Source organism: Saprospiraceae bacterium, assembly GCA_026129545.1.
Taxonomy (GTDB): Bacteria; Bacteroidota; Bacteroidia; order Chitinophagales; family Saprospiraceae; genus M3007.
Genome location: JAHCHX010000002.1, coordinates 75,952 through 100,450, shown reverse-complemented (window position 1 = coordinate 100,450; position 24,499 = coordinate 75,952). Strand labels below are relative to the sequence as shown.

The 24,499-nt window shown below is 54.6% G+C and carries 19 protein-coding genes; 11 read left to right on the top strand and 8 right to left on the bottom strand.

The window, feature by feature from the left end; genetic code table 11:
- Positions 1 to 8: 8 nt before the first annotated feature.
- Together KIS77_14770 and KIS77_14765 are read left to right on the top strand one after the other, a co-directional pair.
- On the top strand, positions 9 to 422 hold the full coding sequence (locus KIS77_14770) for a DUF423 domain-containing protein (protein MCW5923605.1): 414 nt from the start codon (positions 9 to 11) through the stop codon (positions 420 to 422).
- An 85-nt stretch (positions 423 to 507) separates the two neighbouring features.
- Positions 508 to 2,322: an ABC transporter ATP-binding protein gene (locus KIS77_14765; protein MCW5923604.1), complete on the top strand. Its 1,815-nt coding sequence runs from the start codon at positions 508 to 510 to the stop codon at positions 2,320 to 2,322.
- Positions 2,323 to 2,374: 52 nt separating this feature from the next.
- Here the strand turns inward: KIS77_14765 and KIS77_14760 are convergent, their stop codons facing one another.
- From KIS77_14760 to KIS77_14750, 3 genes are all read right to left on the bottom strand, one after another.
- Positions 2,375 to 3,640, bottom strand: coding sequence for a hypothetical protein (locus tag KIS77_14760; GenBank protein ID MCW5923603.1), 1,266 nt, complete (start codon positions 3,638 to 3,640; stop codon positions 2,375 to 2,377).
- Between the two features lie 116 nt (positions 3,641 to 3,756).
- Positions 3,757 to 4,395 (bottom strand): hypothetical protein, encoded by a 639-nt coding sequence (locus KIS77_14755; protein MCW5923602.1) that lies wholly within the window; start codon positions 4,393 to 4,395, stop codon positions 3,757 to 3,759.
- Positions 4,396 to 5,157, bottom strand: coding sequence for a hypothetical protein (locus KIS77_14750; GenBank protein ID MCW5923601.1), 762 nt, complete (start codon positions 5,155 to 5,157; stop codon positions 4,396 to 4,398). It abuts the gene before it with no gap.
- Positions 5,158 to 5,413: 256 nt separating this feature from the next.
- On the opposite strand from KIS77_14750, the gene KIS77_14745 reads away from it, so the two are divergent.
- On the top strand, positions 5,414 to 6,136 hold the full coding sequence (locus KIS77_14745) for a hypothetical protein (protein MCW5923600.1): 723 nt from the start codon (positions 5,414 to 5,416) through the stop codon (positions 6,134 to 6,136).
- Positions 6,137 to 6,145: 9 nt separating this feature from the next.
- On the opposite strand, the gene KIS77_14740 is transcribed toward KIS77_14745, so the two are convergent.
- Positions 6,146 to 9,070: a hypothetical protein gene (locus KIS77_14740; protein ID MCW5923599.1), complete on the bottom strand. Its 2,925-nt coding sequence runs from the start codon at positions 9,068 to 9,070 to the stop codon at positions 6,146 to 6,148.
- A 215-nt stretch (positions 9,071 to 9,285) separates the two neighbouring features.
- On the opposite strand from KIS77_14740, the gene KIS77_14735 reads away from it, so the two are divergent.
- The 6 genes from KIS77_14735 (at position 9,286) to KIS77_14710 (ending at position 19,167) form a co-directional block, all read left to right on the top strand.
- Complete coding sequence (locus KIS77_14735; GenBank protein ID MCW5923598.1) at positions 9,286 to 11,337, top strand: T9SS type A sorting domain-containing protein; 2,052 nt, start codon at positions 9,286 to 9,288, stop codon at positions 11,335 to 11,337.
- 173 nt (positions 11,338 to 11,510) lie between these two features.
- A complete protein-coding gene (locus KIS77_14730; GenBank protein ID MCW5923597.1) occupies positions 11,511 to 14,558 on the top strand; it encodes a TonB-dependent receptor in 3,048 nt (1,015 codons plus the stop codon).
- Positions 14,559 to 14,593: 35 nt separating this feature from the next.
- Positions 14,594 to 16,078, top strand: coding sequence for a RagB/SusD family nutrient uptake outer membrane protein (locus tag KIS77_14725; GenBank protein ID MCW5923596.1), 1,485 nt, complete (start codon positions 14,594 to 14,596; stop codon positions 16,076 to 16,078).
- 156 nt (positions 16,079 to 16,234) lie between these two features.
- On the top strand, positions 16,235 to 17,071 hold the full coding sequence (locus KIS77_14720; protein ID MCW5923595.1) for a hypothetical protein: 837 nt from the start codon (positions 16,235 to 16,237) through the stop codon (positions 17,069 to 17,071).
- Between the two features lie 18 nt (positions 17,072 to 17,089).
- Positions 17,090 to 17,956, top strand: coding sequence for a glycoside hydrolase family 16 protein (locus KIS77_14715; GenBank protein MCW5923594.1), 867 nt, complete (start codon positions 17,090 to 17,092; stop codon positions 17,954 to 17,956).
- On the top strand, positions 17,953 to 19,167 hold the full coding sequence (locus KIS77_14710; GenBank protein MCW5923593.1) for a family 16 glycosylhydrolase: 1,215 nt from the start codon (positions 17,953 to 17,955) through the stop codon (positions 19,165 to 19,167). Before KIS77_14715 ends, KIS77_14710 begins: the two co-directional genes overlap by 4 nt.
- A gap of 131 nt (positions 19,168 to 19,298) precedes the next feature.
- Here the strand turns inward: KIS77_14710 and nhaD are convergent, their stop codons facing one another.
- Positions 19,299 to 20,660 carry a sodium:proton antiporter NhaD gene (nhaD, locus tag KIS77_14705; protein ID MCW5923592.1) on the bottom strand — a complete coding sequence of 454 codons (1,362 nt, stop codon included), beginning with the start codon at positions 20,658 to 20,660 and terminating at the stop codon, positions 19,299 to 19,301.
- An 81-nt stretch (positions 20,661 to 20,741) separates the two neighbouring features.
- Entirely contained in the window at positions 20,742 to 21,176 is a 435-nt protein-coding gene (locus KIS77_14700; protein MCW5923591.1) for a CBS domain-containing protein, read from the bottom strand.
- A gap of 177 nt (positions 21,177 to 21,353) precedes the next feature.
- Here KIS77_14700 and KIS77_14695 point away from each other — a divergent pair, with 177 nt between their 5' ends.
- Entirely contained in the window at positions 21,354 to 21,563 is a 210-nt protein-coding gene (locus KIS77_14695; protein ID MCW5923590.1) for a hypothetical protein, read from the top strand.
- A gap of 70 nt (positions 21,564 to 21,633) precedes the next feature.
- The gene (locus tag KIS77_14690) at positions 21,634 to 21,894 is read left to right on the top strand and encodes a T9SS type A sorting domain-containing protein (protein ID MCW5923589.1); all 261 of its coding nucleotides are present in this window, start codon (positions 21,634 to 21,636) and stop codon (positions 21,892 to 21,894) included.
- A gap of 285 nt (positions 21,895 to 22,179) precedes the next feature.
- Here KIS77_14690 and KIS77_14685 read toward each other — a convergent pair whose 3' ends face one another.
- The gene (locus tag KIS77_14685; protein MCW5923588.1) at positions 22,180 to 23,151 is read right to left on the bottom strand and encodes an FAD:protein FMN transferase; all 972 of its coding nucleotides are present in this window, start codon (positions 23,149 to 23,151) and stop codon (positions 22,180 to 22,182) included.
- A gap of 91 nt (positions 23,152 to 23,242) precedes the next feature.
- On the bottom strand, positions 23,243 to 24,493 hold the full coding sequence (nqrF, locus tag KIS77_14680; protein ID MCW5923587.1) for an NADH:ubiquinone reductase (Na(+)-transporting) subunit F: 1,251 nt from the start codon (positions 24,491 to 24,493) through the stop codon (positions 23,243 to 23,245).
- Positions 24,494 to 24,499: the final 6 nt, after the last annotated feature.

Below are 24,499 nucleotides of genomic sequence, written 5' to 3'. Positions count from 1 at the left end.
ACCACACGATGACACAAACAACAAGAACACTGCGGCTGGCCGTCATCTTTGGGCTGACCGCCGTCGCCATCGGAGCCTTTGGCGCGCACGGCCTGAAAAGCGCCTTCGAAGCACGACAACTCGACACGCGCTATCTGCTCGGCATCTACGAAAAAGGAGTGCAGTACCAGTTCTACCACACGCTGGCACTTGGCTTGGTGGCTTTGCTGCTGCATCATCGCCCCGACAGCAAATGGCTGGTTCGCGCAAGCGCCTTGTTTGTGGCGGGCATCCTGCTCTTTTCGGGTTCGCTCTATCTGTTGGCATGTCGCGATTTGTTGCCTTTCCCGGTTGGCTGGGCGGGGCCAGTGACACCTGTGGGCGGGCTGTGCTTCATCGCGGGTTGGGCGGCCCTGCTGTGGGCCACTTTTGAGAAGCCATAAGAGGACGGAACTATTGCGCGGAGCAGAAGGTTGTGTTGCGCCATCGGTGTCACAGCATCTCCCCGTCCAATTCGTCTGAAATGCTATGCAAACAAAACAACCCTCCGTGCGCAATCCTTACCTCGCCATGCTCGCCATCGCGTGGAAATATGCTCGCAACGAGCGACGGCGCTACCTGCTGGTGTACGCGCTCTTTATGCTCAGCAACGTGGCGATGGCGATGTATCCGGTCATCTGGGGTTTGTTCATCAACGCCGCGCAGCAGCAAGGTGCCGATGTGCTGAAAAGCGCGTGGATATACGGCCTCGCATATCTCGGTATCCGTTTCGTTGACTGGAGTTTTCACGGCCCGGCGCGGCTCATGGAGCGCGAGTTGGCTTTCAATCTGAGCCGCAATTTTTTGCAGGAACTCTACCACAAAGCACTGCATCTGCCCGTGCGCTGGCATCAGGACAACCACTCCGGGGCCACCATCAACCGCATCCGAAAAGCCTACGAGGCGCTGCGCGATTTTTTCCAAAACGGCTTCGAGTATCTCCACACCTTTTTCAAATTCGTGTTCTCATTCGCAGCCATGATTTATTTCGCCCCCGTTTTCGGCCTCGTGGCAGTGGCTATGGGGTTCGTGGTCGTGTTTATTATTCTGAAATTTGACAAACCCTATATCGCCACCCAAACCGAAGTGAACGAACGCGAAAACGTCGTGTCCTCCACACTTTTTGACAGCCTCTCGAACATCATCACCGTCATCACGCTACGTCTGGAAAAACGCATGGAAAGTGGCCTGCTTCGCAAAGTCGCTGACATCCTGCCGCCGTTCAAGCGCAACGTGGCCGTGAACGAGTGGAAATGGTTCGTCACCGATATGCTCGTCGGCCTCATCTATGCCGTCATTTTGGTCGGTTATGTCTGGCAAAACTGGAAACCCGGCGAGGTGTTCCTGCTTGGCGGACTCGTGATGCTGGTCGGCTACGTCGAGCGTTTCACGAGCGTTTTTCACAATGTCGCATATCTCTACACCGATGTCGTGAAACATCACACCGACGTGAAACAAGCCTACGCCGTGCTCGACGCTTACGACGAACATCACCTGCCGGAGAGCGACCACCAGTTGCCCGAAAACTGGCAAGTCATTGACATTCAAAACTTAAATTTTACGCACCGCGGCTACGGCGAAGCGGTTTTGCCCGACCCTACCCGAAAATTTGTTGGTCTGAAAAACATCCATCTACGGCTCAAACGCGGCCAACGCATCGCACTCGTGGGCGAAAGCGGCAGCGGCAAAAGCACTATCCTCGCCCTGTTGCGTGGCCTCTATCCCGCAGAACCGGGCGTGCGGGTCACGGTGGACGGCCATCCGCAAAATGGCCTCGATATCATCACTGGCGATGTGACTTTATTCCCGCAGGAGCCGGAGATTTTTGAAAACACCATCGAGTACAACATCACGCTCGGCCTGCCTTTCGAGCCAGCGGAATTGGACGCGATTTGCAGGACCGTTCATTTTTCGGAAGTCATCGAACAACTGCCCAAGGGCCTGCAAAGCAGCATCATGGAAAAAGGCGTGAACCTTTCCGGTGGACAAAAACAACGGCTGGCACTGGCACGGGGCGTGTTCGCGGCCAAAGACAGCGACCTCATTCTGCTCGACGAACCCACCAGCAGCGTGGACCCGAAAACCGAAATGCGCATATACGCTCGGATGTTCGAATCTTTTGCCGACAAGGTGGTGGTGTCGGCCTTGCACCGGCTGCATTTGTTGCCGAAGTTCGACTATATCTACGTCCTCGACCAAGGCAAGGTGGCCGACGAAGGCACGTTGGAAGCGTTGTTGGAACGGAGCGCGACTTTTAGGGAGTTGTGGCGGCATCAAGAAGAAATGGGGCCTTTGGCGGGGTAGTGTATGGCGGCTGTTTTCATGCGCCTCGCCGAACCCAAACAGCGAAGCCTTTTCACTCCCTTCCCTCGATGAGTCGGCGCAAGCCAGCCATCATGTCTGGCCCCGTTTGTTTGCCCACCGACATGGAGGTGAGGTAGGGCGCGTGGGGGAGCGAGGCATTGTCGAAATAAGCGGGTTTCAAGATGTATCCCAATGCGTCCATGCCCAAGCCAAGCACAAATTTAGGCCCATTGGTCTGCATCATTTTTTTTGTTTCCAGACCATAGAAAGGGGCTGTTTCTCCGGGATGCGTGGCAAACTGTGCATCGCCAATAGCGAACCATGCGAGCTCGGTCGCTACCGAATCGCTGAGCGCCCGTTTGATGGTGCCTATGGCGGCCAATTGTTTCCAGCCAGCGTTGTCCAATCGGAACTGGATGGGCAGGGTGCGAATGCGGAGGGCGTTGCCGCGCAAAGGAGTGGGGCGTTGGAGTGCTACAAAGACGGCATCTGCCAGTTGCTCGCCGCGCAGATAGGCTTTTTCGGGCGTCCCTTCGCCGTCCACTGGCTGCACCCAGCCTCCGATGGCACCTTGCAAAAACAGGTTTTCGCCGCCTATCTGCTGCGCCATTTTTCGGTAAAACCCCGCTACATAATCCGAAGAAACTTCCGTGTACTTGGCATCGAGGTAAGTGGGGTGGCAGGCAAAGTTGGTGAGCGATGCCACGTTCTGACCGTTTGCACCGACGAATTGCAGCACCGTCACGGAGCGGTCTATCTCCTCGTCGCATATATTTTGCACCCATTCCGTTCCGAATTGTGTCTCTGCACTGCGGGCGGTCACGGGTTGAAGCCGTTGGGCGGCAAGGTTGATTTGGGCGGCAGCGGTGTGTATGAGTTGTTCCATATAGGCGCTGTCCACGCCGCTATGCAAATAGTCCACGCCCCAAATGCCCACCACGTCGGGGCCAGCGTGAGTGTGCGTTGAACTGACTACAATGTGCCCCGGGGGCAGGTTGACGTTCGTGACCAATCGGCTGGCTCGTAGGCGTATTTGCTCTATGTCTGGATAAAGCAGCCCAATGCAATCCACTGTGACGATGGCGAGTGCGGTATGGCCATCGTGTAGCACCACAGCTTTTGCGAATAGGCTGTCCAACACGCCAGTAAAACGGCGGTTTTGCTTGTCGCCCGCGATAAACGCGCCGATGGGTGGGTTGACGTGGGCCGATGCAGCACCTGCTCGAAGCTTCGATGCCGAAATCTGTGCAGAGGCTTTGTTAGCCATGCCTATCAAAGCGCAAAACAGCAATCTGAGGCAAAGTTGATAATAATTCATGTCGTGGTTGTTTGATTCTATGTTCCTTGCTTGATTTTGCCGTTGGTGCCTCTCGCCAGCATTCTGATGCTCATTGCCGGCATCCTGTCAATGTCGTTCCCTCTCCCATCCGCCCGCTACCAAAACGCATACCCTATGTGCAGTCCCAAGAGCAAATCCAGCAAGCGGCGCCTGCCAACGGGATATTCGAAGGAGAGCAGCCCTCCGCGCTCCAACAATTCCGCATCGGGCGGCAAGTCTATCGAGACACGATGAAACACCACTCCCAGCCCAACGTATGGCTCGAAAAGCAGGCGCCTCCTTGCGCCTTCATAAAAATACCCCCCGAAACGCCCTGCCACGCCCCAACTCCGTACTGTCCGCTCCGTCAGTAGCGTCTCCTGATATTGTCCGCCTTGTCGCAGCACCTCCCTGTATTTCAAGTGGCGGATATTGTTGTGTTTTGCCTCAATGCCTAAATGGATAGGTGCGTTTTCTGCGGCATCGGGGAAAAATTTGATGCCGGAGCGCAGCCTAAGCCCTTGATACGATTCCCCTTTGTATTGGGTGAAACTGGCAGAGTGGAAAAAGTACCCCGTCCCCAAGTCAAGGCTAACATTGGGAGCGAGGCGCACGTCCGTCGTGAGGGCGATAGCCTGCTTGCCCGGGCTGATGAGCGTCCCGGCATTGGCTTTGAGTGTGAAGGAGGGCAGGCCATCGCGTTGTGCGCTCGCAGTGGCCTGCCAAATGAGCAAAAGGAATAGGGTGGGGCGCATTTACTTTTCTATGAGACCAATTCGGCGTATGGCTGTGATGTCGCTGAGGTCGTAAATCTGAAAGTCGGTCTTCGTGGACACGAGCATTTTTTCGCCATACACGATAAGGTCAAAAGGGTCAGTGATGGGCACTGAATAGTCCGTCAACTGGAGCGAGCGCGGATTGGAGATGTCGAACACTTCCAAACGGTCGGAGCCTTCGTCGCACACGAAAAGATAGTTGTCCTTGTAGCCCAGCCCATTGGGAAGCGACAAAGGGTAGATTCCCACCTGTATGGGAGTCGTCCGGTCACTCACATCGTACACCAGCAAGGCGCTTTGTGCCGCTGCCTGACCGCAGACGTTTGCGATGATTTTTATGGTGGAATAGGCAAAGTTGTCTTTCACCACCACAGGGTCGCAGCCTCTGCTCAACGCTTCTACCCGTGAGGTTTGTGAAAGCAGCACTGGCGCGGCAGGATTGTCAATGCCGAGAATGTAGAGCGACGTGCGCGAGCCGAGAAAAATGGTGTTGTCGTACACGATAATCGTTTCCAAGCCATAGTCCGTCGGGAGCCGATGCACCAAAACCGGCTTGTCCGCATTGGCGAGGCTGTAGGTTTGTACCTCGTTGAGATTGAGCACATACATATAGTTGTTGTGCACGGCAAACCGCGTTATCGAGCCGGATTTTCCAGTGGCATCCGCGAACTCCGCGTTGTCCTGGGTGCAAGAAACGGCCAAGAGCATGACCGCGATAAGTAGTTGTGACAACTGTTTCATGTTTGATAGAAATGAATGGGTGAAAGCAAGGTTCCAATTTGCGGGTGCTATATTAAGAGGTTGGATGCGCAATGCCAAAAAGTTTCTGGTTGCATAATTTTTTGTGTCAAACATTTTTTCAAAAAATAAAACTATTTATTTTTGTCCTGTTTTTTTGTGAAACACAAGTTGTTCAAAAACAAGAACTAATCGAGCAACTCGCCAAATAACCTTAAAACAAAGGCCATCAATAGCCGTTTAATCAAACAAACAATTTATGAAAAAACAACCCGGCCATCGCAAGTACAACGTCTCTGAGGCCGACCTCTATGTCACCTGCATGGAGGCCATCAGGGCTGCTCACCGCGATATCGAACACTTCAAACAATATGGCTACGGCCTTGACAGACTCAAGGCCTTCAAAGCCCAATGCGACCAATTCCAAGCCATGCCCGGCGACGACGAGCTCGTGGGCGACCAGATGATTTGCACCGAAAAAAAGAACATCGCCGCCGATAAGCTGCGCACCGCCATCCGCTCCGTGATGACCCGCGTGGCGATGAAATACCACGACCGCACGGGGCGCTACCGCAAGTTTGGCACCGCCAAACTCGGCGACATGAGCGACCCGCAACTGCTTTTTTGTGGCCGTCGGGTGGCTCGTGTGGCAAGACAACAGATTGATTTTCTGGCAGAAGTAGGCATCAATGAAAATATCATCCAGCGCGTGCTCGATGCTTGCGCCGAGTTTGAAAATGCCATGAACATCCAGCAGGACAAACTCCACGACCGCGACATCGGCGTGGAGCGCCGCACAGATTTTGGCAATAAAATCTACAAAGAATTGGTCGTGTTGGCAGACATCGGCAAGGACATCTGGATAGAGCGCGACCGCGTCAAATACGACCAATACTGCCTCTACGACAGCAATGCCGACCAAAAACGCGCCTTGCGCGAGCGCAAAAAGGCAGAAGCGGCGGCAATGGCGCAGCCAGCGTGAGCAAATGGGCTACAATCTGGCAATCACCTCCGTCAGATTCGCGTCGTTCGGCAATCCCAATTTTTTTCGCAGCCGATAGCGGCTCGCCTCCACACCGCGCACCGACACGTTCATCAGCGGCGCGATTTCCTTGGTCGTCAGATTCATGCGCAGGTAGGCGCAAAGTTTGCAGTCCGTAGGGCTTAATTGCGGGTAGCGGTCGCGCAGCCGCTTCAGGAAATCAACGTGTACTTGGTCGAAATGGACGGCGAACTGTTCCCAGTCCTCGTCCAATTTGGCATCGAAATTCAGTAGGTTGAGCAATTGCTGAATCTCTTTTTTGACCGCCGGGTTGGTTGATTTTTCCAAGATATGATTCAGGTTCTCCTGAATCGTTTGCAAAATCTCGCCCTTTTGCACCAAGTGCATGGTTGCGGTCGCCAACTCCTTGTTTTTGAATTGGATTTCCGCCTCCAACTTTTCCTTCAACACATCGGTCAGCGCCGCTTTTGATTCCTCCACCCTGCGCTGCTGTTCTGCGGTAATCTGCTGGTGCTGCACAGTCAGGCTCTCCTTTTCGCGCTCGAACTTGCGCCGCTGACGAATCAAAAAGCCCGCAAAAAAACCCAAAAAACACAGCGCGTACGCAGTGAGAGCGGCGGTGCTGGCATACCACGGCGGGCGGATGCGAAAAGCAAACGCCAACACCCCGCTTTCACGCCCGTTTTTTTGCCGCGCCTGCACCTCGAAGCGGTATGTGCCCGGGCGGAGATGCATAAAATTTTGCGTGTTTTCGCTCGACCATTCCGACCATCCGCCGCCCAGCCCATCCATCCTGAAACGATATTGCAACAAGGCCGGGTCGTCGAAATAGGTCGCCGAAAAAGCGAAGCGGAGCGTATTCATGTCTGCCTCCAAGATGGGCAAATTGGCTCGGCCTTGCTCGTCGGCCAAAAGTCCATTTTCGACAAACCAGCCCCCAAAAAGCACCGAATCCCGCGTCGCTCCGCTCGCCACCACCTGCCCTAAAACCACTTGCAAAACGGTGTCGAAACGGCTGCGCTGCGCTGCGTTGAAATGGATGAAGCCCTGCTCCGCGCCGAAAAAAACATTGGCTTCGTCTAACGGAAAGACGAACTCGAAACCCGCCACCAACTTCCCAGTTAGTTCGGGAAAAACCTGTTGGCGAATCTCTTTTTTTAACCCGAAATCATCCACCGTCAGCACGCCCACCTCTTTTCCGGCCACAAACCATATACGCCCCTCCGCGTCCTCGCGCAGATATTTCACAGGGTTCTCCTTGCCCAAAAGCCGCTCAAAATCCTCGTCGGGCACGAACGCCCCAAGCTGTTTGTCAAAGCGAAAAACACCTTTTTCTGTGGCGAAAACGGCCTTTCCCGCGAGCGAGAAAACCAGGTTGTTGAGGTCGGAGGGCAAGCCGTTTTGAGCGTTGAAAAACTGCACTCGAAGCTCGCTTTTTCGCTCAGCCGACCACTCGACGCGGAAAAGCCCCCGGTACGGATGGGCTATCCAAATCGAGCCATCGGCATCCCTGACCATGAATCGGCACGACTCATTCAGCCCGTTGAGTTTTTGGTCGAAAACCCAGTTTTTTCCCGATTTTCGATACAAAACCAGACCCGCATAGTTGCCGCCAAGCAAGTAATCGTCGGTCAATCGCACAAAAGTCCACGCTCCCGGTTCGCTCGAAATCCTGCTGCACACTTGCCCGGCAAGTCGAAAACTACCTTCGTGGTGGCCGAGCAAAAGCGCGTCGCCTGCCGCGTGCAAGGTCCAAACCTGCCCATCCGTCGAGCTGATTTTTTCGTAATAAGGCCTTTTTTCAGGGTCGAAGTAGCTGCGCCAAGGGGTCCGATAGACGCCGTTAGAAACGCCCAGAAAAAGTTGCCCATCAAAAACGGCGGCGGCATAGCCCGTGCCTTGCAAGTCGGCATCCGGGATGACGCTCGTGAACGGGGAGTGCAGCAGGGCGCAGTCAATGCCATTGTCGAGGCCGAGCCACAAATTGCCCGCGCGGTCGGCGAAAGTGTGCAGGACATTGTTGTTCTGAAGCCCATTTTTTTTGTTCAGATGTCTAAAAATTCGGCGTTCGAGGTCAATTTCGACGAAGCCGTCGAGCGAGGTGCCCAATGCGAGGTGGCCGTCGGGAAGCGTGGTCGAGGTGTAGATTCTTTTTTCCTGAAAAAGCGCGTCGTGAGCGGTGCGCCAGCGAGCGAATTGATTGCCCGAAAAATGGAACAACCCGTTTTTCAAAGAACTGAATAGCAAGGTGTCGCCTTGCCAGCGCATCATCCCGGTCAGTTCGCTGGCCAATTCCGGGACTTGAAAAAGCGGGCGAAAGCGAGCGTTTTCAAAAAGAAAAATCTCGGAAAGGTCTTTCTGGACGAGCAAGCCGCGTGGCGTGGCAAACATGGCCGTCAAGTCGCCACCCGGCTCATGGGTACTTATTCTGTTGTCCAAAAGTTGGAACACGGCGCGTTGGGTCCGGAAAAAAACGGCCTTGCCCACCACCGCGATGTCCCACACATCTTCAAAGTTTCGCTTATCGGGCGGCAACAGCGCCACGAGAGAATGGTAGCGCAGTTGCCCATTGGCAGCTGGGAAAAAGTATCCCAGTTCGCTCTGCGCCCCGACGAAAATCCGCCCTTCCGGGTCAATCGCCACAGAGCGCACGACGGTTTTGTTGGCGACGGGATGGCAGGCCCAATGACTGCCATCGAATTGGAGCAGGCCTTCGTTGTTCGCAAAAAACAACACGCCCCGAGCATCCTGCGCCGCGTCCCAATTTTGCGTGCCTGCTTGATATATTTTTTTGGAAAAATTCCGAACGGGAGGGATGCCCAAGTTGCTCTCCTGCGCCACAGATGCTTGCCCGACATGGAGGACAAGCGCCCAGCACACCAAGTGGACACGGATATGACGCGGTTCTATCATCAACAATAAACGGACTTGTGACTCGGGGCGAAGATACGACGCGATGTGGGCAGTTTTTTGCGGGCGTGTGTGGTTTTGTCGTAGTGCCGATGAGTGTTTTGAGTAGTTGAGTTGTGGTATAAAATTACTATAAGGAGTGACAATGTCCCCACTTTTGCTCGCCGATGAAGCCGTTTCCCAAAATTTTGTTCTAAAAATTTCAAAATTGAATTCGTATGAAGAAGTTGCTACTCCTTTTCCAATGCTTGGTGCTTGCCGTAGTCGTTTCGCGGGCGCAGACCACCATTCTGGACTTTGAAGCTGCTGCCACGAGCACGGTTTTCCAATATTTTGGCTCCACGCTCGATGGCACGTTCAACGAAGTGATTGCCAACCCCAACCCAACAGGGAGCAACACCAGCAGCATGGTGGGGCGATACGTCAAACCAGCCGTTGCAGAAGTATGGGCAGGGTGTTTCTCCAACCCCGACCCAACGGTGGCAGTGGACTTGGCCGCCAACGGTAGAATCGCGGTGAAAGTCCATCGAGACCGCATCGGCAACCTCACACTGAAGCTGGAAAACTCCACCAATGGCGGCGCGAATTGGGTGACCACCGTGCAGAACACCAAAATCAACGAGTGGGAAGAACTCGTTTTTGATGCCAGCCAACCTTCAATAGAGCCGCCTTTCGCCTCGGCAAGCGGGTTTGTTTACACCCGCGTGGTGCTGTTTTTCGACTTCGGCGCAAGCGGCACAGGCAGCGACGTGGTTTCTTATTTTGACGACATCGTCGCTTTGCCCAATGCCACCGTCACCACCACTATTTTAGATTTTGAGACCCCTGCGACGGGCACGACCTTTCAGTACTTTGGCTCCACACTCGACGGCACGCTTACCGAAACCATAGCCAATCCCAACCCGACAGGCCTCAACACTAGCGCGAACGTGCTCAAATACGTCAAGCCAGCAGTGGCCGAAGTGTGGGCTGGCGCATTCTCCAACCCCGACCCTACCACGCCTGTTGACGTTTCGGGAGGCGCAAAAGTCTGCATAAAGGTACATCTCGACCACATCGGCAACCTCGCGCTCAAACTCGAAGGCTCCACCTCCGGCAAGCCAAACTGGATTACCCAAGTCCCGAACACCAAGGTCAACGAATGGGAGGAACTCTGCTTCGATGCCAGCGTGCCTTCCATAGAGCCACCGTTCGAGGCCGCTTCGGGGATATACACCCGCGTCGTGCTGTTTTTCGACTTCGGCACCCCGGGCACGGGCACAGATGTCGTTTCGTACCTCGACGATGTGGTGGTCAAAAGTGGCGGCGCGCCGCAAGTCCGCACCGTCAATTTTAAAGTGGACATGAACAGCTACACGGCCAATTTTGACCAAGTGTACATCTCCGGCAATTTCAACAATTGGTCGGGCGATGCCAACCCGCTCTCCGACCCTGATTTGGACGGCATCTGGGAGGGCAGCATCTCCGTGCCGAATGGCCTATACGAGTACAAGGTGACGCTCGACAACTGGGCGGTGCAAGAGCAGTTCGGCGGCTTTGAAGAGTGCACCAAAACCGACCCCTCCGGTCAGTTTGTCAATCGCTTTTTGCCCGTAAGTGCCGACACGGACGTGCCGCGATTCTGTTTCAATTCCTGCTATGCCTGCGGCGAAGAGGTGAAAATCACGTTCAAACTCGGCATGAACGGCATCGCGCCCAACCCCGACGGGGTTTGGTTGGCCGGGGGCGGAAACTTCGACGTGCCGGGCGGCAAATACAAAATGAGCGACACCGACGGCGACGGCATCTTCGAAATCGTGGTGCCGCGCAAACAGGGATTCTCGTCCTATTACACCTTCGCCAACGGCCCCTGCCCAGACTACAGCTGCAAGGAAAATTTGGAGGGCTTGCCCTGCGGCAACCCCGCGAATTTCAACGACCGCTTCTTGCCAGCAACCAACTCCAACGTGACCGTAGCGACCTGTTTTGGGGCCTGTTTCACAAACGCGGAATGTATTTCTTCAGTGAAAAACTTGGTGCAGGATGCCCAGATTTTCACCCTCTTGGGCAATCCGTCCAACGCTGGCACAACGGTCCTGCAGTTTGGCAATTCCATCTTTGAAGACAAAAGCATCATGCTGACCAACACTATCGGGCAAGTCCTCGGTCAATGGCATTTGTCGGGTGGCGTGCCGCAATTCGAACTGCATACCAGTGATTTTCAACCCGGCATCTACTTCGTGACGGTTCGCGCTGGCGAGCGGTTTTTTACCCGCAAGTTGGCGAGATAAGTTGACTAATGGTTTGAGGAGGTCTCACAAGTTCAAATTTCGACAGCATTGACAAGATTTACAGGTTTTTTTCCAAAAAAAAGTGCTAATCCTGTAAATTTTGTCAATCCTGTCAACAAATATCACTTGTGAGGCATCCTCAAAACAACCCTCCCGTTTCAAAAGCAAAACCCATGCGTCTTTTATTTACATTCCTATTTTTGAAAATCGCGCTTGCCACAGCCGCGCAAACCCGCATCAGCGGGCGCATCACGCTCGACCCGACCGGTGAGGCGGCAGTAGGCGCAACGGTGGCGGTAAAAGGCACTACCGTGGGCGCGACGACCGACTTGGACGGCTATTATTCCCTCGAAATGCCCCCCGGATACACCGTTTTGGTGGCATCCTACACAGGTTTTTTGACCCAAGAAATGGAGGTGGGGGGGCGCAGCACCCTCGACATCCGACTGGCGGAAAGCGCCACGCAAATCAACGAGGTCGTCGTCACGGGCTACGGCTCGCAAAAGCGGTCGAGCATCAGCGGCGCGGTTTCCTCCATTTCAGCAGCGGAAATCGCCGAACGACCCATCTTGCGCGTCGAACAAGCCCTGCAAGGCCGCACGGCAGGCGTGCAAGTGGCTCAAAATTCCGGCTCGCCGGGCAGCCCGCTCACGGTGCGCGTGCGCGGCGTGGGCACCATCAACAACGCTGACCCCCTCTACATCGTGGACGGCATCCCGGTGGATGGGCTGGACTTTCTCAACCCGAACGACATCGAGACCATCAACGTGCTCAAAGACGCAGCCTCGGCAGCCATCTACGGCTCGCGCGGCGCAAACGGCGTGGTGCTCATCACCACCAAAGGTGGCCGACGCAACCAAGACGGGAAAATCAGTTACGAAGCCTACTACGGCATCCAGCGGGCGGCGCGATTCGTGGAGTTGCTCAATGCACGAGAGTATGCCACCCTACAAAACGAGGCGTATATCGCCGCCGGGCGTACGCCGTTGCCCGAATTTGCCCATCCCGAATTTTTGGGCGAAGGCACCGATTGGCAAGAAGCCATTTTCCAAAATGCCCCCATTGCCAGCCACCAAATCACTTTTTCGGGCGGCGGCGAGCGCTCGGCTTACACGATTTCGGGCAATTATTTTTCCCAAGACGGCATCGTGGGCGGGCCCAAGGCCAACTTTCAACGCGCCACCGTTCGGTTCAACGGCACGCACGATTTGAAAAAATGGCTGACCATCGGCAACAACCTCGGCTTCACTTGGCTCGAGCGCAACGGCTTAATCGAAAACAGCCAGTTCAACTCGCCCGTCATTCGCGCCCTCAACATGGACCCCATCACGCCCGTGCGAAAGGCAGACGGCACTTTTGCCTACTCCAATTACACCAGCACCGACATCGCCAACCCAGTGAACGCCATCGAGCAAACACACAACACTTGGCGCAGCAACCGCTTTGTCGGCAGCGTTTTTGGCGAGCTGAAATTGGCCAAGGGGCTGACGTTCCGCTCGACATTCAGCCTCGACGCGACGTTTGCGTTGCAGCGGATTTTTTTCCCAAAATATGATTTGAGCAACGTGCCAAGCCTCAGCGAAGCCCCCGTGGCGGAAAAATCGCTCGTCAACTCGGTCAATATCGGCAACAACAACTGGCGCAACTGGCAGGCCGAAAACGTGCTGACTTACCAAAAAAACATCGGCGACAAACACGACCTGACCCTCATAGCAGGTACCACCGCGCTCCACAATCGCTACGACGCAAACGGAGGCGCCAACACCAACCTGCCCTCCAACGACCCCAAAGATGCCTACATCTCGAACACCATTGACCCCATCACCTCGCAAAGCGCCTATCAGTGGGCCACCGAATCGTCGTTGTTGTCGTGGTTCGCAAAGGCAAACTACGAGTTGAGCAAGACCTATCTGTTCTCCGCCACTTTCCGCGCCGACGGCTCCTCGCGTTTTGGACGAAACAACCGATTCGGTTATTTCCCCTCCTTCTCTGCGGGCTGGATTGCCAGCCACGAGGAGTTTTGGAACATCGGATGGGTCAATTTTTTCAAAGTCCGGGCAAGCTGGGGGCAAAACGGCAACGACCGCATCGGCGACTACTCATTCACCACCGTCATCAACAACGGGCAGAACTACACCTTCGGCCCCAACGAAATCATCACCAACGGCGCCGTCGCCCTCACCTCTGCCAACCCCGACCTGAAATGGGAAACCAGCACGCAGACGAATATCGGCTTGGATGCCGAGCTGCTCGACGGGCGCGTGCAGTTCACGACCGATGTGTATGTGAAAAAGACTTCCGATATGCTCTATGCCGCGCCGATTCCGCTCGTGGCAGGCACCGCGCCGCCCATCCAGAACGTGGCTACGGCAGAAAACAGAGGCCTGGAGATGTCGCTGAACTATCGAAATTTTGACCGCCCGTTGAAGTATTCGTTCGGCGGCAACATCGCCTTCGTGCAAAGCGAGGTCACCGGGCTGGGGCGCGGCGGCGAGCCAGTCCTTTCGGGCTACGTCCAATTCGCCAACGCCAACGCCTCAAAAACCGACGTGGGACACCCGCTCGCCTCCTTTTTTGGCTACGTCACCGACGGCATTTTTCAAAACCAACAGGAAATAGAAGCCGCTGCTTTCCAGAGCAACGAGACCGTACCCGGCGACATTCGCTTCAAGGATTTGGACGGCAATGGCGTGATTGATGAAAACGACCGCACCTACATCGGCAATCCCATGCCGCGTTTTGCGTACGGCCTCACCGCTGACTTCGAGTGGCGCGGATTTGAAATCAACCTGTTTTTTCAAGGCACACAAGGCAACGACATTTTTGTGAACACCACCCGCTTCGATTTCAGTTATGTCAATCGCCCTGCATCCGCGCTCAACCGCTGGACGGGCGAGGGCACCTCGAACACAGAGCCGCGTGTCAGCCTGAACGACCCCAACCAAAACGCCCGCGTGAGCGACCGATTCGTCGAGGATGGTTCGTATCTCCGCTTGAAAACGCTTCAAATAGGCTACAACCTGCCCAAAAACTGGCTGAAAAAGGCGCGTTTGGAAAAAATGAAAATTTACTTCACTGGCCAAAACCTCCTGACTTTCACGAAGTACTCCGGCCTTGACCCCGAAATAGGAGCCGTCGGCGGAAGCTTGGAACTCGGCATTGACCGGGGCTTTTACCCCCAAGCCCGGACGGTTTTGGGAGGCGTGAGTTTGACTTTTTAGATTAAATCGTTGGACGAAAAGAAAAAGATTTTACAATGAAAAAAATAGCCACGCTTTTGCTGCTTGCCCTTGCTTTCACGGCTTGCCAAAAGGAGTTTTTAGAGAAAAAACCCATCGTCGGGGTGACGGAAGAAAATTTCTACCGCACCGAAGCCGATGCCATTGCCGCGGTCAATGCCGCCTACGCGACTATGCAATTCGAGCTGTCGCCCGCTGGTCATTTTCGTTGGTTTTGGGGCGACATCATGTCCGACGATGCCATCAAAGGCGGCTCCGGCGACAACGACGTGAACGCGCTGCTGCAGCTCGAAACGTTTAAAGGCCCCACCAATACCGACTTGCTCGAGTCCGAGTGGGGCGCGAATTTCGAGGGCATCTATCGCGCCAACGTGGTGTTGGAAAAAGTGCCCGCCATCGAGATGGATAGGAAGTTGAAAGCGCGGATTCTGGGGGAGGCCAAGTTCATACGAGCCTGGAATTTTTACAATCTCGTCGTCATGTTTGGCGGAGTACCGTTGGTTGACCACGTGCTGGCACCGTCGGAGTACAATATGCCTCGCGCATCGGCAGACGACATCTGGAATTTGATTGAAAAAGACCTGACCGAGGCCAGCGCAGACCTGTGGAAGCGCAGCGAATACCCGGCGGCGGATTTGGGGCGCATCACAAAGGGCGCGGCACAGGCATTGCTGGCAAAAACCTACCTCTGGCGCAAAAAATGGGCGGAGGCCAAAACCATCACCGCCGAAATCATCGCCTCGAACGAGTATCAACTCACGCAGAACTATGCCGATATTTTCACGCTCGACGGTGAAAACAACGCCGAATCAGTCTTTGAAATCCAATACATGAACGCTTCGGGGGGCAACTGGGGCAAAAACAACGCGAACGAGGGCACTTTCACCAACGTCTTCCAGCGCGCGCGCGGCCAATTTGCGGGCTTTGGCTTCAACATCCCGACGCAGGATTTTGTGGACGAGTTTTTTAAGGAAGGCTTTGAAGACCCGCGACTGAAATCCACCGTTTTTCGCGTCGGCGAGCCGATGGGCGACCGGGGCATTTTCACGCTCGCCGCCACAGGCGATATGCCGCATATCTACTACCCGAAAAAATACTTCAGCAACAAAAGCGAGGACGCGCCTTTTGGCGACCCCAACCCGAACGGAGGCTCCAACGACCGCGTCATTCGCTACGCCGATGTGCTGCTGATGCACGCCGAAGCCGCTTTCCAAACAGGCGATGAGCCGGCCGCGCGCGCCTCGCTCAATCAAGTGCGGACGCGGGTCGGCATCCCATCCATCGGGGCTTCGGGGGCGGATTTGCTCAATGCCATCTACCGCGAGCGGCGCATCGAATTGGGCTTGGAAGCGCATCGTTTCTTCGACCTCGTGCGCACCGGACGGGCCGCGCAGGTGCTTGGCGGTCTTGGATTCAGAGCAGGCACGCACGAACTTTTCCCCATTCCCCAGTCGCAGATTTTGGCGACGGGCGGAGCATTGACCCAAAATCCCGGATATTGATTTCAACTCGTAAAATCTTAGGTAGAGGGCAGAAAGTAGGGGGCTGCGCGGTGGCTATGAGGTGAACGAGGGGCAGCACCCCAGAAAATTGACTGGAAATGAAATCAGCCCTCCACCTCCTACCCTTTACCTATGTTTTTACTTTACTTTTTAAAAATGATGAAAAAAACACTCTTTTCTATAGTTGTGCTCGTGCTTGCGGTGCTCAGCTGCGCACCCGACCGCGACGACGAATTTCAATTGCCACCCGCGCCCGCCGCACCCGATTTCAGCGTCGAGATGCTCGTCGGCGATTCCAATCGGGTAGTGGTGAAAGACCTTTCCGAGGGGAACTTTCAGCGGCTCTGGGACTTTCCCGGCGGCTCGCCCAAAACATCGGCGCGGGCGGTGGATACCGTGCTGTTTGCCAAAAAAGGCGAGTACGTCATCACGCTTTTCGTGTCGAAAAAGGACGGCACCGGCTCGCCGTCGGCATCCAAAAAAGTCGTCATTTTGACCGATGCGCCCGTTACATGCACGCCCAAAATGGCGATGCTGACGGGCGATTGCAATCCGTTGGGAAAATGCTGGACTTTCTCGCGCGACGCGGGGGCAGTGAAAGTAGGCCCCACTTACGACGACTTCTCTTGGTACACTTCGCCAGCCAACGGTCTTCAAAACGAGCAGTACGACGACGGTTTTTGCTTTGTTTTTGAAAATTTGGTCTTCCAAAACCGCAACAATGGCGCGTCGGTCAATCCGTGGAACGGGTACACACCGCAGGCATACGACCCCGGCGTGAGCGAGTTCGTTTTTCTGGAAGGAACGGGCATTCTCGGGCGCGACCAAATCGTGCTGCCCGACGACCAGTTCATGGGTGTTTGGGATTGCGACAATGTGCTGGACGTGGTCAAACTGACCGCCAGCGAGCTGATTGTGCGCGGGCGACAAAGGGCGCAAAATGGCACCCCGTTGGCACAAGGGTGGTTTGAACTTCGATTTGTTCCTCAATAAATTTTGCACCTAGACTTTATGAGAGTAGTTTTTTTGTGCGCGTTTTACGCACTTTTGGGACTGGCCTTGCTGCCGACGGGGTGTTTTTCGGGAAAAAACACGGCGGCGGGTGGCGGCAAAAAACGCCTTGTGTGGTCGGACGAGTTCAACTACACAGGCTTGCCTGATTCCTCGAAGTGGAGCTACGACGTGGGCGACGGCTGCCCGAACCTCTGTGGCTGGGGCAACAACGAGCTCGAGTTTTACACCGCCAACCGACTGGAAAACGCGCGGGTCGAAAACGGGTATCTGGTCATAGAGGCGCGGCGCGAGAAAATGGGCAGCCGCGATTTCACTTCTGCCCGCATGGTCACGAAGCAAAAGGGCGATTGGTTGTACGGACGCATCGAGGCGCGGGCAAAATTGCCGAAAGGCAAGGGCATCTGGCCAGCCATTTGGATGTTGCCGACGGACTGGGCCTACGGCGGCTGGCCCCGGAGTGGCGAGATTGACATCATGGAGTTTGTGGGGTATATGCCCGACAGCGTCTTCGGCACGGTGCACACCGACCGCTTCAACGGCATGAAAAACACGCAAAAAACAGGGGGCTTATTCTCTAATTCGCTCTCCGATGATTTCCACCAATATGCCATCGAATGGGATGCCGACAAAATTGATTTTTATTTCGACGGCCTCAAATACCACACCTTCCGCAACCTCCGCGAAGGCACGGATGCTTGGCCTTTCGACCGTGCTTTTCACCTTGTTCTGAATGTGGCGGTGGGTGGCCATTGGGGTGGAAAAATGGGCGTGGACGAGTCCATTTTCCCGCAAAAAATGTTGGTGGACTATGTAAGGGTATATCAAATTGAACCGCCGGCAACGGCTCAAATTTCTAAAAAATGACAATTCGGTTTTTTTGCAAGTCACTCATTTTCACGTTTCTAATGATGGTGCTCGCCTTTTCGAGCTGCCTAAAAGATGATGACGGCTCTCCTGCCGAGCGCGATTTGCCAACGATTACGGTGGCTGACATGACCGTTGAGGAAAGTGATGCCGACCAGATTTTTTCGCTGGAAATAACGCTCTCCGGGACGCACCGCACGAACGCCGTGGTCAAGTTCGCGGGCGTGGACGGGACGGCGACTTCTCCCGAAGATTTTGAAATTCTGACGACGGGCCAACTCGTTTTCGCGCCGGGCGAGACGCGCAAGACCATCGAGTTCAAAATCGTGGGCGACGAGGTGAAAGAACCTAAGGAGTTTTTTGAAATCAAGTTTTTCAATCCCATCAATGTGCGCTTGGCAAACGACGTGGCAAGGATTTTCATCGAGGATGACGACGACAACACGAGTGGCTTGGTCATCCCGACGAGCGGCTACACCTCGCCGACGAGTTACCCGGGGTACACGTTGGTGTGGGCGGACGAGTTCGACGGCACGGCCGTGAACCCTGATTTCTGGACTTTTGAGACAGGCACGGGCAACAATGGCTGGGGCAACAACGAGCTACAGTATTACCGCGAAGACAACGCCACGATTTTCAACGGGCACTTGGTCATCACCGCCAAAAAGCAAAAGTTCGGCTCGAGCGACTACACCTCCGCTCGAATGATTACGAAGGGCAAAAAGGCGTTCAAATTCGGTCGGATTGACATTCGGGCGGCGCTGCCAAAGGGCAAGGGCTTGTGGCCGGCGCTTTGGATGCTCGGCACCAACATTGACGCGGTGTCGTGGCCTGCCTGTGGCGAAATTGACATCATGGAACTGACCGGCGACCTGCCCAATCGCGTGCTGGGCACGGTGCACTTTGGTGCGAATTTTAGCCAACACCAGTACATCACGCAGGCTAAATACCTTTCAGGGAACGCCAACTTCCACGATGAGTTTCATGTGTTTTCCTTGAACTGGGAAGCCGACAAAATCGAATTTTTGGTGGACAACGAGGTCTATCACACCATCACGCCAGCCAGTTTGAATGGCGCGGCTTATCCGTTCAACAAGACCTTTTTCTTTATTTTCAACGTGGCGGTTGGCGGCAACTTGCCGGGAGCGCCCGACGCATCCACTGCTTTTCCGCAGAGCATGATTGTGGATTATGTGCGGGTTTTTCAATGAAAAGAACTTTGTCGGATGTGTCAGAACCCTCCGACGGATTCTGCCGTGCGTGGTTTTTGCACTCTCGCACACCGTGTTGCATTTCGCCCCCCCCGGCCAGAGGGCGAAATGCCATGCGCAGCTCATAAGCCTTATTGCGCCGCCATCCGAAAGATTTCGTTTTCGATATAATAGGTCAATACCCCACTCAAATAGCCCACCAGCGCATACGGCGAGATACGCCTCAAATACCACAAGAAGTCAATCTTCAGCACACCCATCGCCGCCACGCCTGCTGCCGAGCCGATGATGAGGATGCTGCCCCCCGTGCCAGCACAGTAGGCCAGCAATTCCCAGAAATCATGGTCGGGCGGGAACTCCGACAATTCGTACATGCCCATACAGGCGGCTACCAACGGCACGTTGTCCACGATGGCCGACAACATCCCGATGAGTGTGTTGATGACATAGATGTTCCCAAAAGTTTTGTCTAATTCTTCTGCCAAAAGATGCAAGTGGCCGGAAGCATCGAGCGAGCCGACCGCGAGCAGGATGCCGAGAAAGAACAGGATGCTCGGGGTGTCAATGCGGTGCAGCATGGCGGCCACCGAGAATTCGCGGCGGAAATCGGGTTCCTTGCGCCAATGGAGCAGCTCGGTGATGTACCACATCACGCCCAGCGCGAGCAGGATGCCCATGTAAGGCGGGAAGCCGGTAATCGTCTTGAACACTGGCACTGACAGCAGAGCCATGCCTCCCATCACAAACATCAGGTTGCGCTCGAAGGGGGTGGTGGTGTGTCCGTTGCCGTTGCCATGCCCGTTGCCGTTGGCTATTTCTGCAACATCGGGCGGCTCCACTTTTCCTTTCAGAAAATAAGAAGCGACGAGCAGCGGCACCAGCAGACTCACCGAGGAAGGCAGGAATATCTCCCGAATGATGTTCAGTGTGGTGACTTGCCCACCAATCCAAAGCATGATGGTGGTGACATCGCCGATGGGCGACCATGCGCCGCCCGCGTTGGCGCCGATGATGACGAAGCCGCCGATGAGCCACATATTTTCCTTGTCCTTGATGATGCGGCGAATCAGGGCACACATCACGATGGAGGTGGTCAGGTTGTCAAGCCCTGCGGAAAGGAAGAAGGAAACCCAAGAAATTATCCAAATGAGTTTGACCCTATCCGTTGTGGCGATGCGGTCAGTGATGGCGCGAAAGCCATCGTGCACGTCCACCAGTTCCACGATGGTCATGGCACCGAGCAGGAAAAAGAGAATCCCGGCGATTTCGCCCAGATGCTCAAACAGGCTGTGCTCGATAAAGGCGTGGTTGTCGGGATATACCGCTCGGTCAATGCCGGGGAAACCCGGCATCGCCTCGATGCCATAAAGTAGCAACAACCAGCAAAGTACTCCCGTGAGCAGGGCAGAGGCGGCTTTGTCAATTTTTAGGGGGTGTTCGAGCGCAATCAGTGCATATCCGGTGATAAACACCGCGACAATCAATAAGGCCATGAGTGATGGACGGTTCGAGAAACAGGTGTTCGAAGATGAGTGGATACAGGCCTATCGGAGTAATGTAGGGGGGAGAGCAGATTAGGTGCCGGAGATGTATTGCTCCAAGAACGTGATGTGGTCTTTTTGTTCCCGAATAATAGCCGACACAATATCACCAATGCTAAGCATACCAACAACTCTGCCATTTTCCATGACGGGCAGGTGTCGGATTTTTTTATCCGAAAAGAGCTGCATGCAATCTTCAATATCCATAGTGGGCGACACCGTGAACACGTTGGCCGTCATCACTTCCGCTACGGGGGTGCTTTTCGCTTTGCGCCCCTGCACGATGCCTTTGCGAGCATAGTCGCGCTCGGAGAAAATACCTGCCAAACGGTCGCCTTCCATCACGAGCACCGCGCCGATGTTTTTTTCGGCCATCAACTCGAGCGCGTCAATGACCATGTGGTTGGGCGTGACGGAGAAAGTCATGTTCAATCGTTTTCCTTCGAGCAGTTTCTGTACTGAGAGCATAAGTAGTGGTGGTGGATTTTAGAAAAACTTGAAAAGGTGAAAAGGCCATTTGGCAGGAAGGGCTTCCTGCTCGCTAAGGTATGGCGAACGAGGTGAAGAGCCAAATTTTCAATGGAAATTTCTGCTTCCGGATGGCTTTGAACATTCGGTCGTAACTTTGTCTGAAATTTGAATCTTATGCTGCCTGTTTTGCTCCTCTCCATTGCCCTTGTGCTCGTCGCTTTTGCGCTTTTCAGCGTGCGAATCTTGTTTGTAAAAAAAGGCGAGTTCAGGGGGACATGCGCCACCAACAACCCCATGCTTCAAAAAGAAGGCGCGGTGTGCGGGGTGTGTGGCCGCAAGGCCGGGGAGGCTTGTGGGAAGGATGAGGCGGCCGCCTCATCGTGAGGCCGAACACCTCTTGTGGGGAGTCCTTCCCAGGGCAAACGCATCAAAATACAACCGACCTCTCCGAGGTGTGTGCCATTTTGATGCGTTTGCCCTGCGGGTGTACCCCAACCCTGTTTCCGCTGAGGAGGTGCTGTCCATCGAAGGCCTCGACATGGAGGGGAGCGATTTCGTGCTTCGTGACCTGACGGGCAGGCTGGTGCTGGAGGCGACCGTCACGGGCGGTCAGGTCAGGGTGAGCGAGGCCAGTTTGGCAAACGGGCTATATTTTTTCAGCATTTTGAAAAACGGTTTGCCTGTGGGGAGCGGGAAGGTGGTGTTGGCGAGGTGAGTAACGTTTTTTGGAGATTCATTTTTTGCCTCTGAAAATCAATTTTGTAGAGTAAGCGCACCCGAAACCGGGGTTGTGGCGTAAGTCCCGGAGGGACTGTATCTTTGTAATGAGCGCCAAAGGATATTCTGTGTTGTTCCGTAGGAACAGTATCTGGGGGAGCGAGATGCTGTTCATACGGAACGACGAAAAAATTTTGTTCGCAGTCCATATACAGATGCAGTCCCTCTTGGGCTTTTGACACGACCTCTTCCGCGAAAATGAAGACGGTCTGCCAGTATCATGTTACTGAAACCCCGGCGTGGCTCGCACTTGCAACGCGCCCTTTTCATCCTCGTAAATGCAGTAAGCCTCCAAACCCAGTTGCTGCGCCAGTTCCATCGCTTTTTCCATGCCGAGCACCAAAAAGGCCGTCGCGTACGCATCGGCAGTGGTGCAATCGTCGGCGATGACCGACACGCTCAAGAGATTGTGCGTGATGGGGTAGCCGGTTTTGGGGTCTATGGCGTGGCTGAATTTTTTGCCGTCGCGCTCCACGAACTTGCGGTAACTGCCGGAGGTGGCAAGTGATTTTCCGCTCAGCGCGACGGTGGTTTGCAAGGGCCGGCCTTTTTCATTTTCGACGGGTTTGTCAATGCCGATGTTCCAGACACTGCCGCGTTCATTCACGCCAGCAGCGCGTACTTCTCCCCCAATTTCCACGAGGTAGTTTTTCACGCCTTGTTTTTCTAAAAAATCAGCCATCACGTCCACCGTGTAGCCTTGCGCGATGGCGTTGAAATCAATTTCCATGCGCGGGTCGGTTTTTTTCAAAACGCCGTTTTCGAGCCGTATTTTTTGAAAACCAACAAGTTGCCGCAGGCTGTCCACTTGCGTCGAATCGGGCGGTGGCAACCCTTTTTTGATGCTGAATCCCCAAGCCTTCACCAGTGGCCCCACTGTCGCGTCGAATATGCCGTCGGTGGTTTCAGAGATGCTCCTTGCTTTTTCAAAAACGGCGATGAAGTGCTCGTCGGCCACCACCCCCGGCTCGTTGCGATTCATTCGGCTGATGACGGAGGCGCTGTCCCACAGCGACATACTTTTGTCCATCAGGCGGAAGAGGCTGTCAACGGGTTGGGAAAAGTCGCGTGCAAGCGAATCTTGGTAGGTGATGGTGAAAGTGGTGCCTTGCGCCTTGCCGGCGAGAGTGGTGTAGGTGGGTTTTTCTTTTCCGCAGGAGGTGAGAAGGGCAACAAGCACGATAAACTTTGTCATGCTGTAAGCATCCGTCCACCCTACGAGGGGAAAACGTAGAGCGGACGGATTCCGACAGAATGACAAAAAACACAGAGTGTGCATCATTTTATCAAATCCCAAAATCATCGAGGGCGATATTTGTTTTGGGCACGCCGAGGTTGTCGAGCATTTTTTTCACGGCTTCGTTCATCATCGGCGGGCCGCAGAGGTAGTATTCGACCTCTTCGGGTTCGGGGTGTTTGTCCAAATACTCTTTTAGCACCACGCTGTGGATAAAGCCCGTGTAGCCCGTCCAGTTGTCGTCGGGCAGCGGTTCGGAGAGCGCGATGTGGAATTGGAAGTTTGGGAAATCCTTTTCGATGGCGCGGAATTCGTCTTCGTAAAAAATCTCGCGCCGGCTGCGCGCACCATACCAGAAGGAAACTTTACGCTTGGTTTTCGCTGTGTGAAACAGGTGAAAAATGTGTGAGCGCAAAGGTGCCATGCCAGCGCCGCCGCCGATATACACCATCTCTTTGTCGGTGTCTTTGATATGGAATTCCCCATACGGGCCGCTGATGGTCACTTTGTCGCCAGGCTTGCGCGAAAAAACGTAGGAGGAGCAGTAGCCGGGCGGCACGTCTTTCCAGCCTTTTTTCTCGCGGTCCCAGGGCGGTGTGGCGATGCGGATGTTGAGTTTGATGATGTTGCCTTCCGCTGGGTGGTTGGCCATCGAGTAGGCGCGGAAAATCGGCTCCGGCACCGTCGTTTTCAAGTCCCAGATTTTGTAGTTGTCGTAGTCGTCCTTGAATTTGTCGGGTATGTTATAGAGGTCTGTTTTATAGTTGATGGTCATCTCCGGCACATCCACCTGAATGTAGTCGCCTGAGCGGAATTTGAGGTTTTCGCCGGGCGGCAATTTCACCACAAACTCTTTTATGTAGGTCGATACGTTTTCGTTTGAAACGACCTCGCACTCCCATTTTTTCACGCCAAAAACGGCATCGGGCACACGGATTTCCATGTCTTCCTTCACTTTTACCTGACAGGCGAGGCGCAATTTTTCCGCTACTTCGCGGCGATTGAGGTGGTTGGTCTCGGTCGCTAGCACTTCGCCGCCGCCGCTGTACACTTGGCATTTGCACATGGCGCAAGTGCCGCCGCCGCCGCAAGCAGAGGCCAAGAACAGGTTGTGCGACGACAGGGTGGTGAGCAGGGTACTGCCCGGCTTCACGATGAGCGGCCTGTCTGCATTGCCGTTGATGACGATGGCCACATCCTTCTGTGGCAGCAATCGGTCTTTGGCCGTGAGGATGAGGAAGGTCAGCAGGAAGATGACCAGAATGAAAACGACGATGCTGCTGGAAATTATCGGGAGCATTTCTAT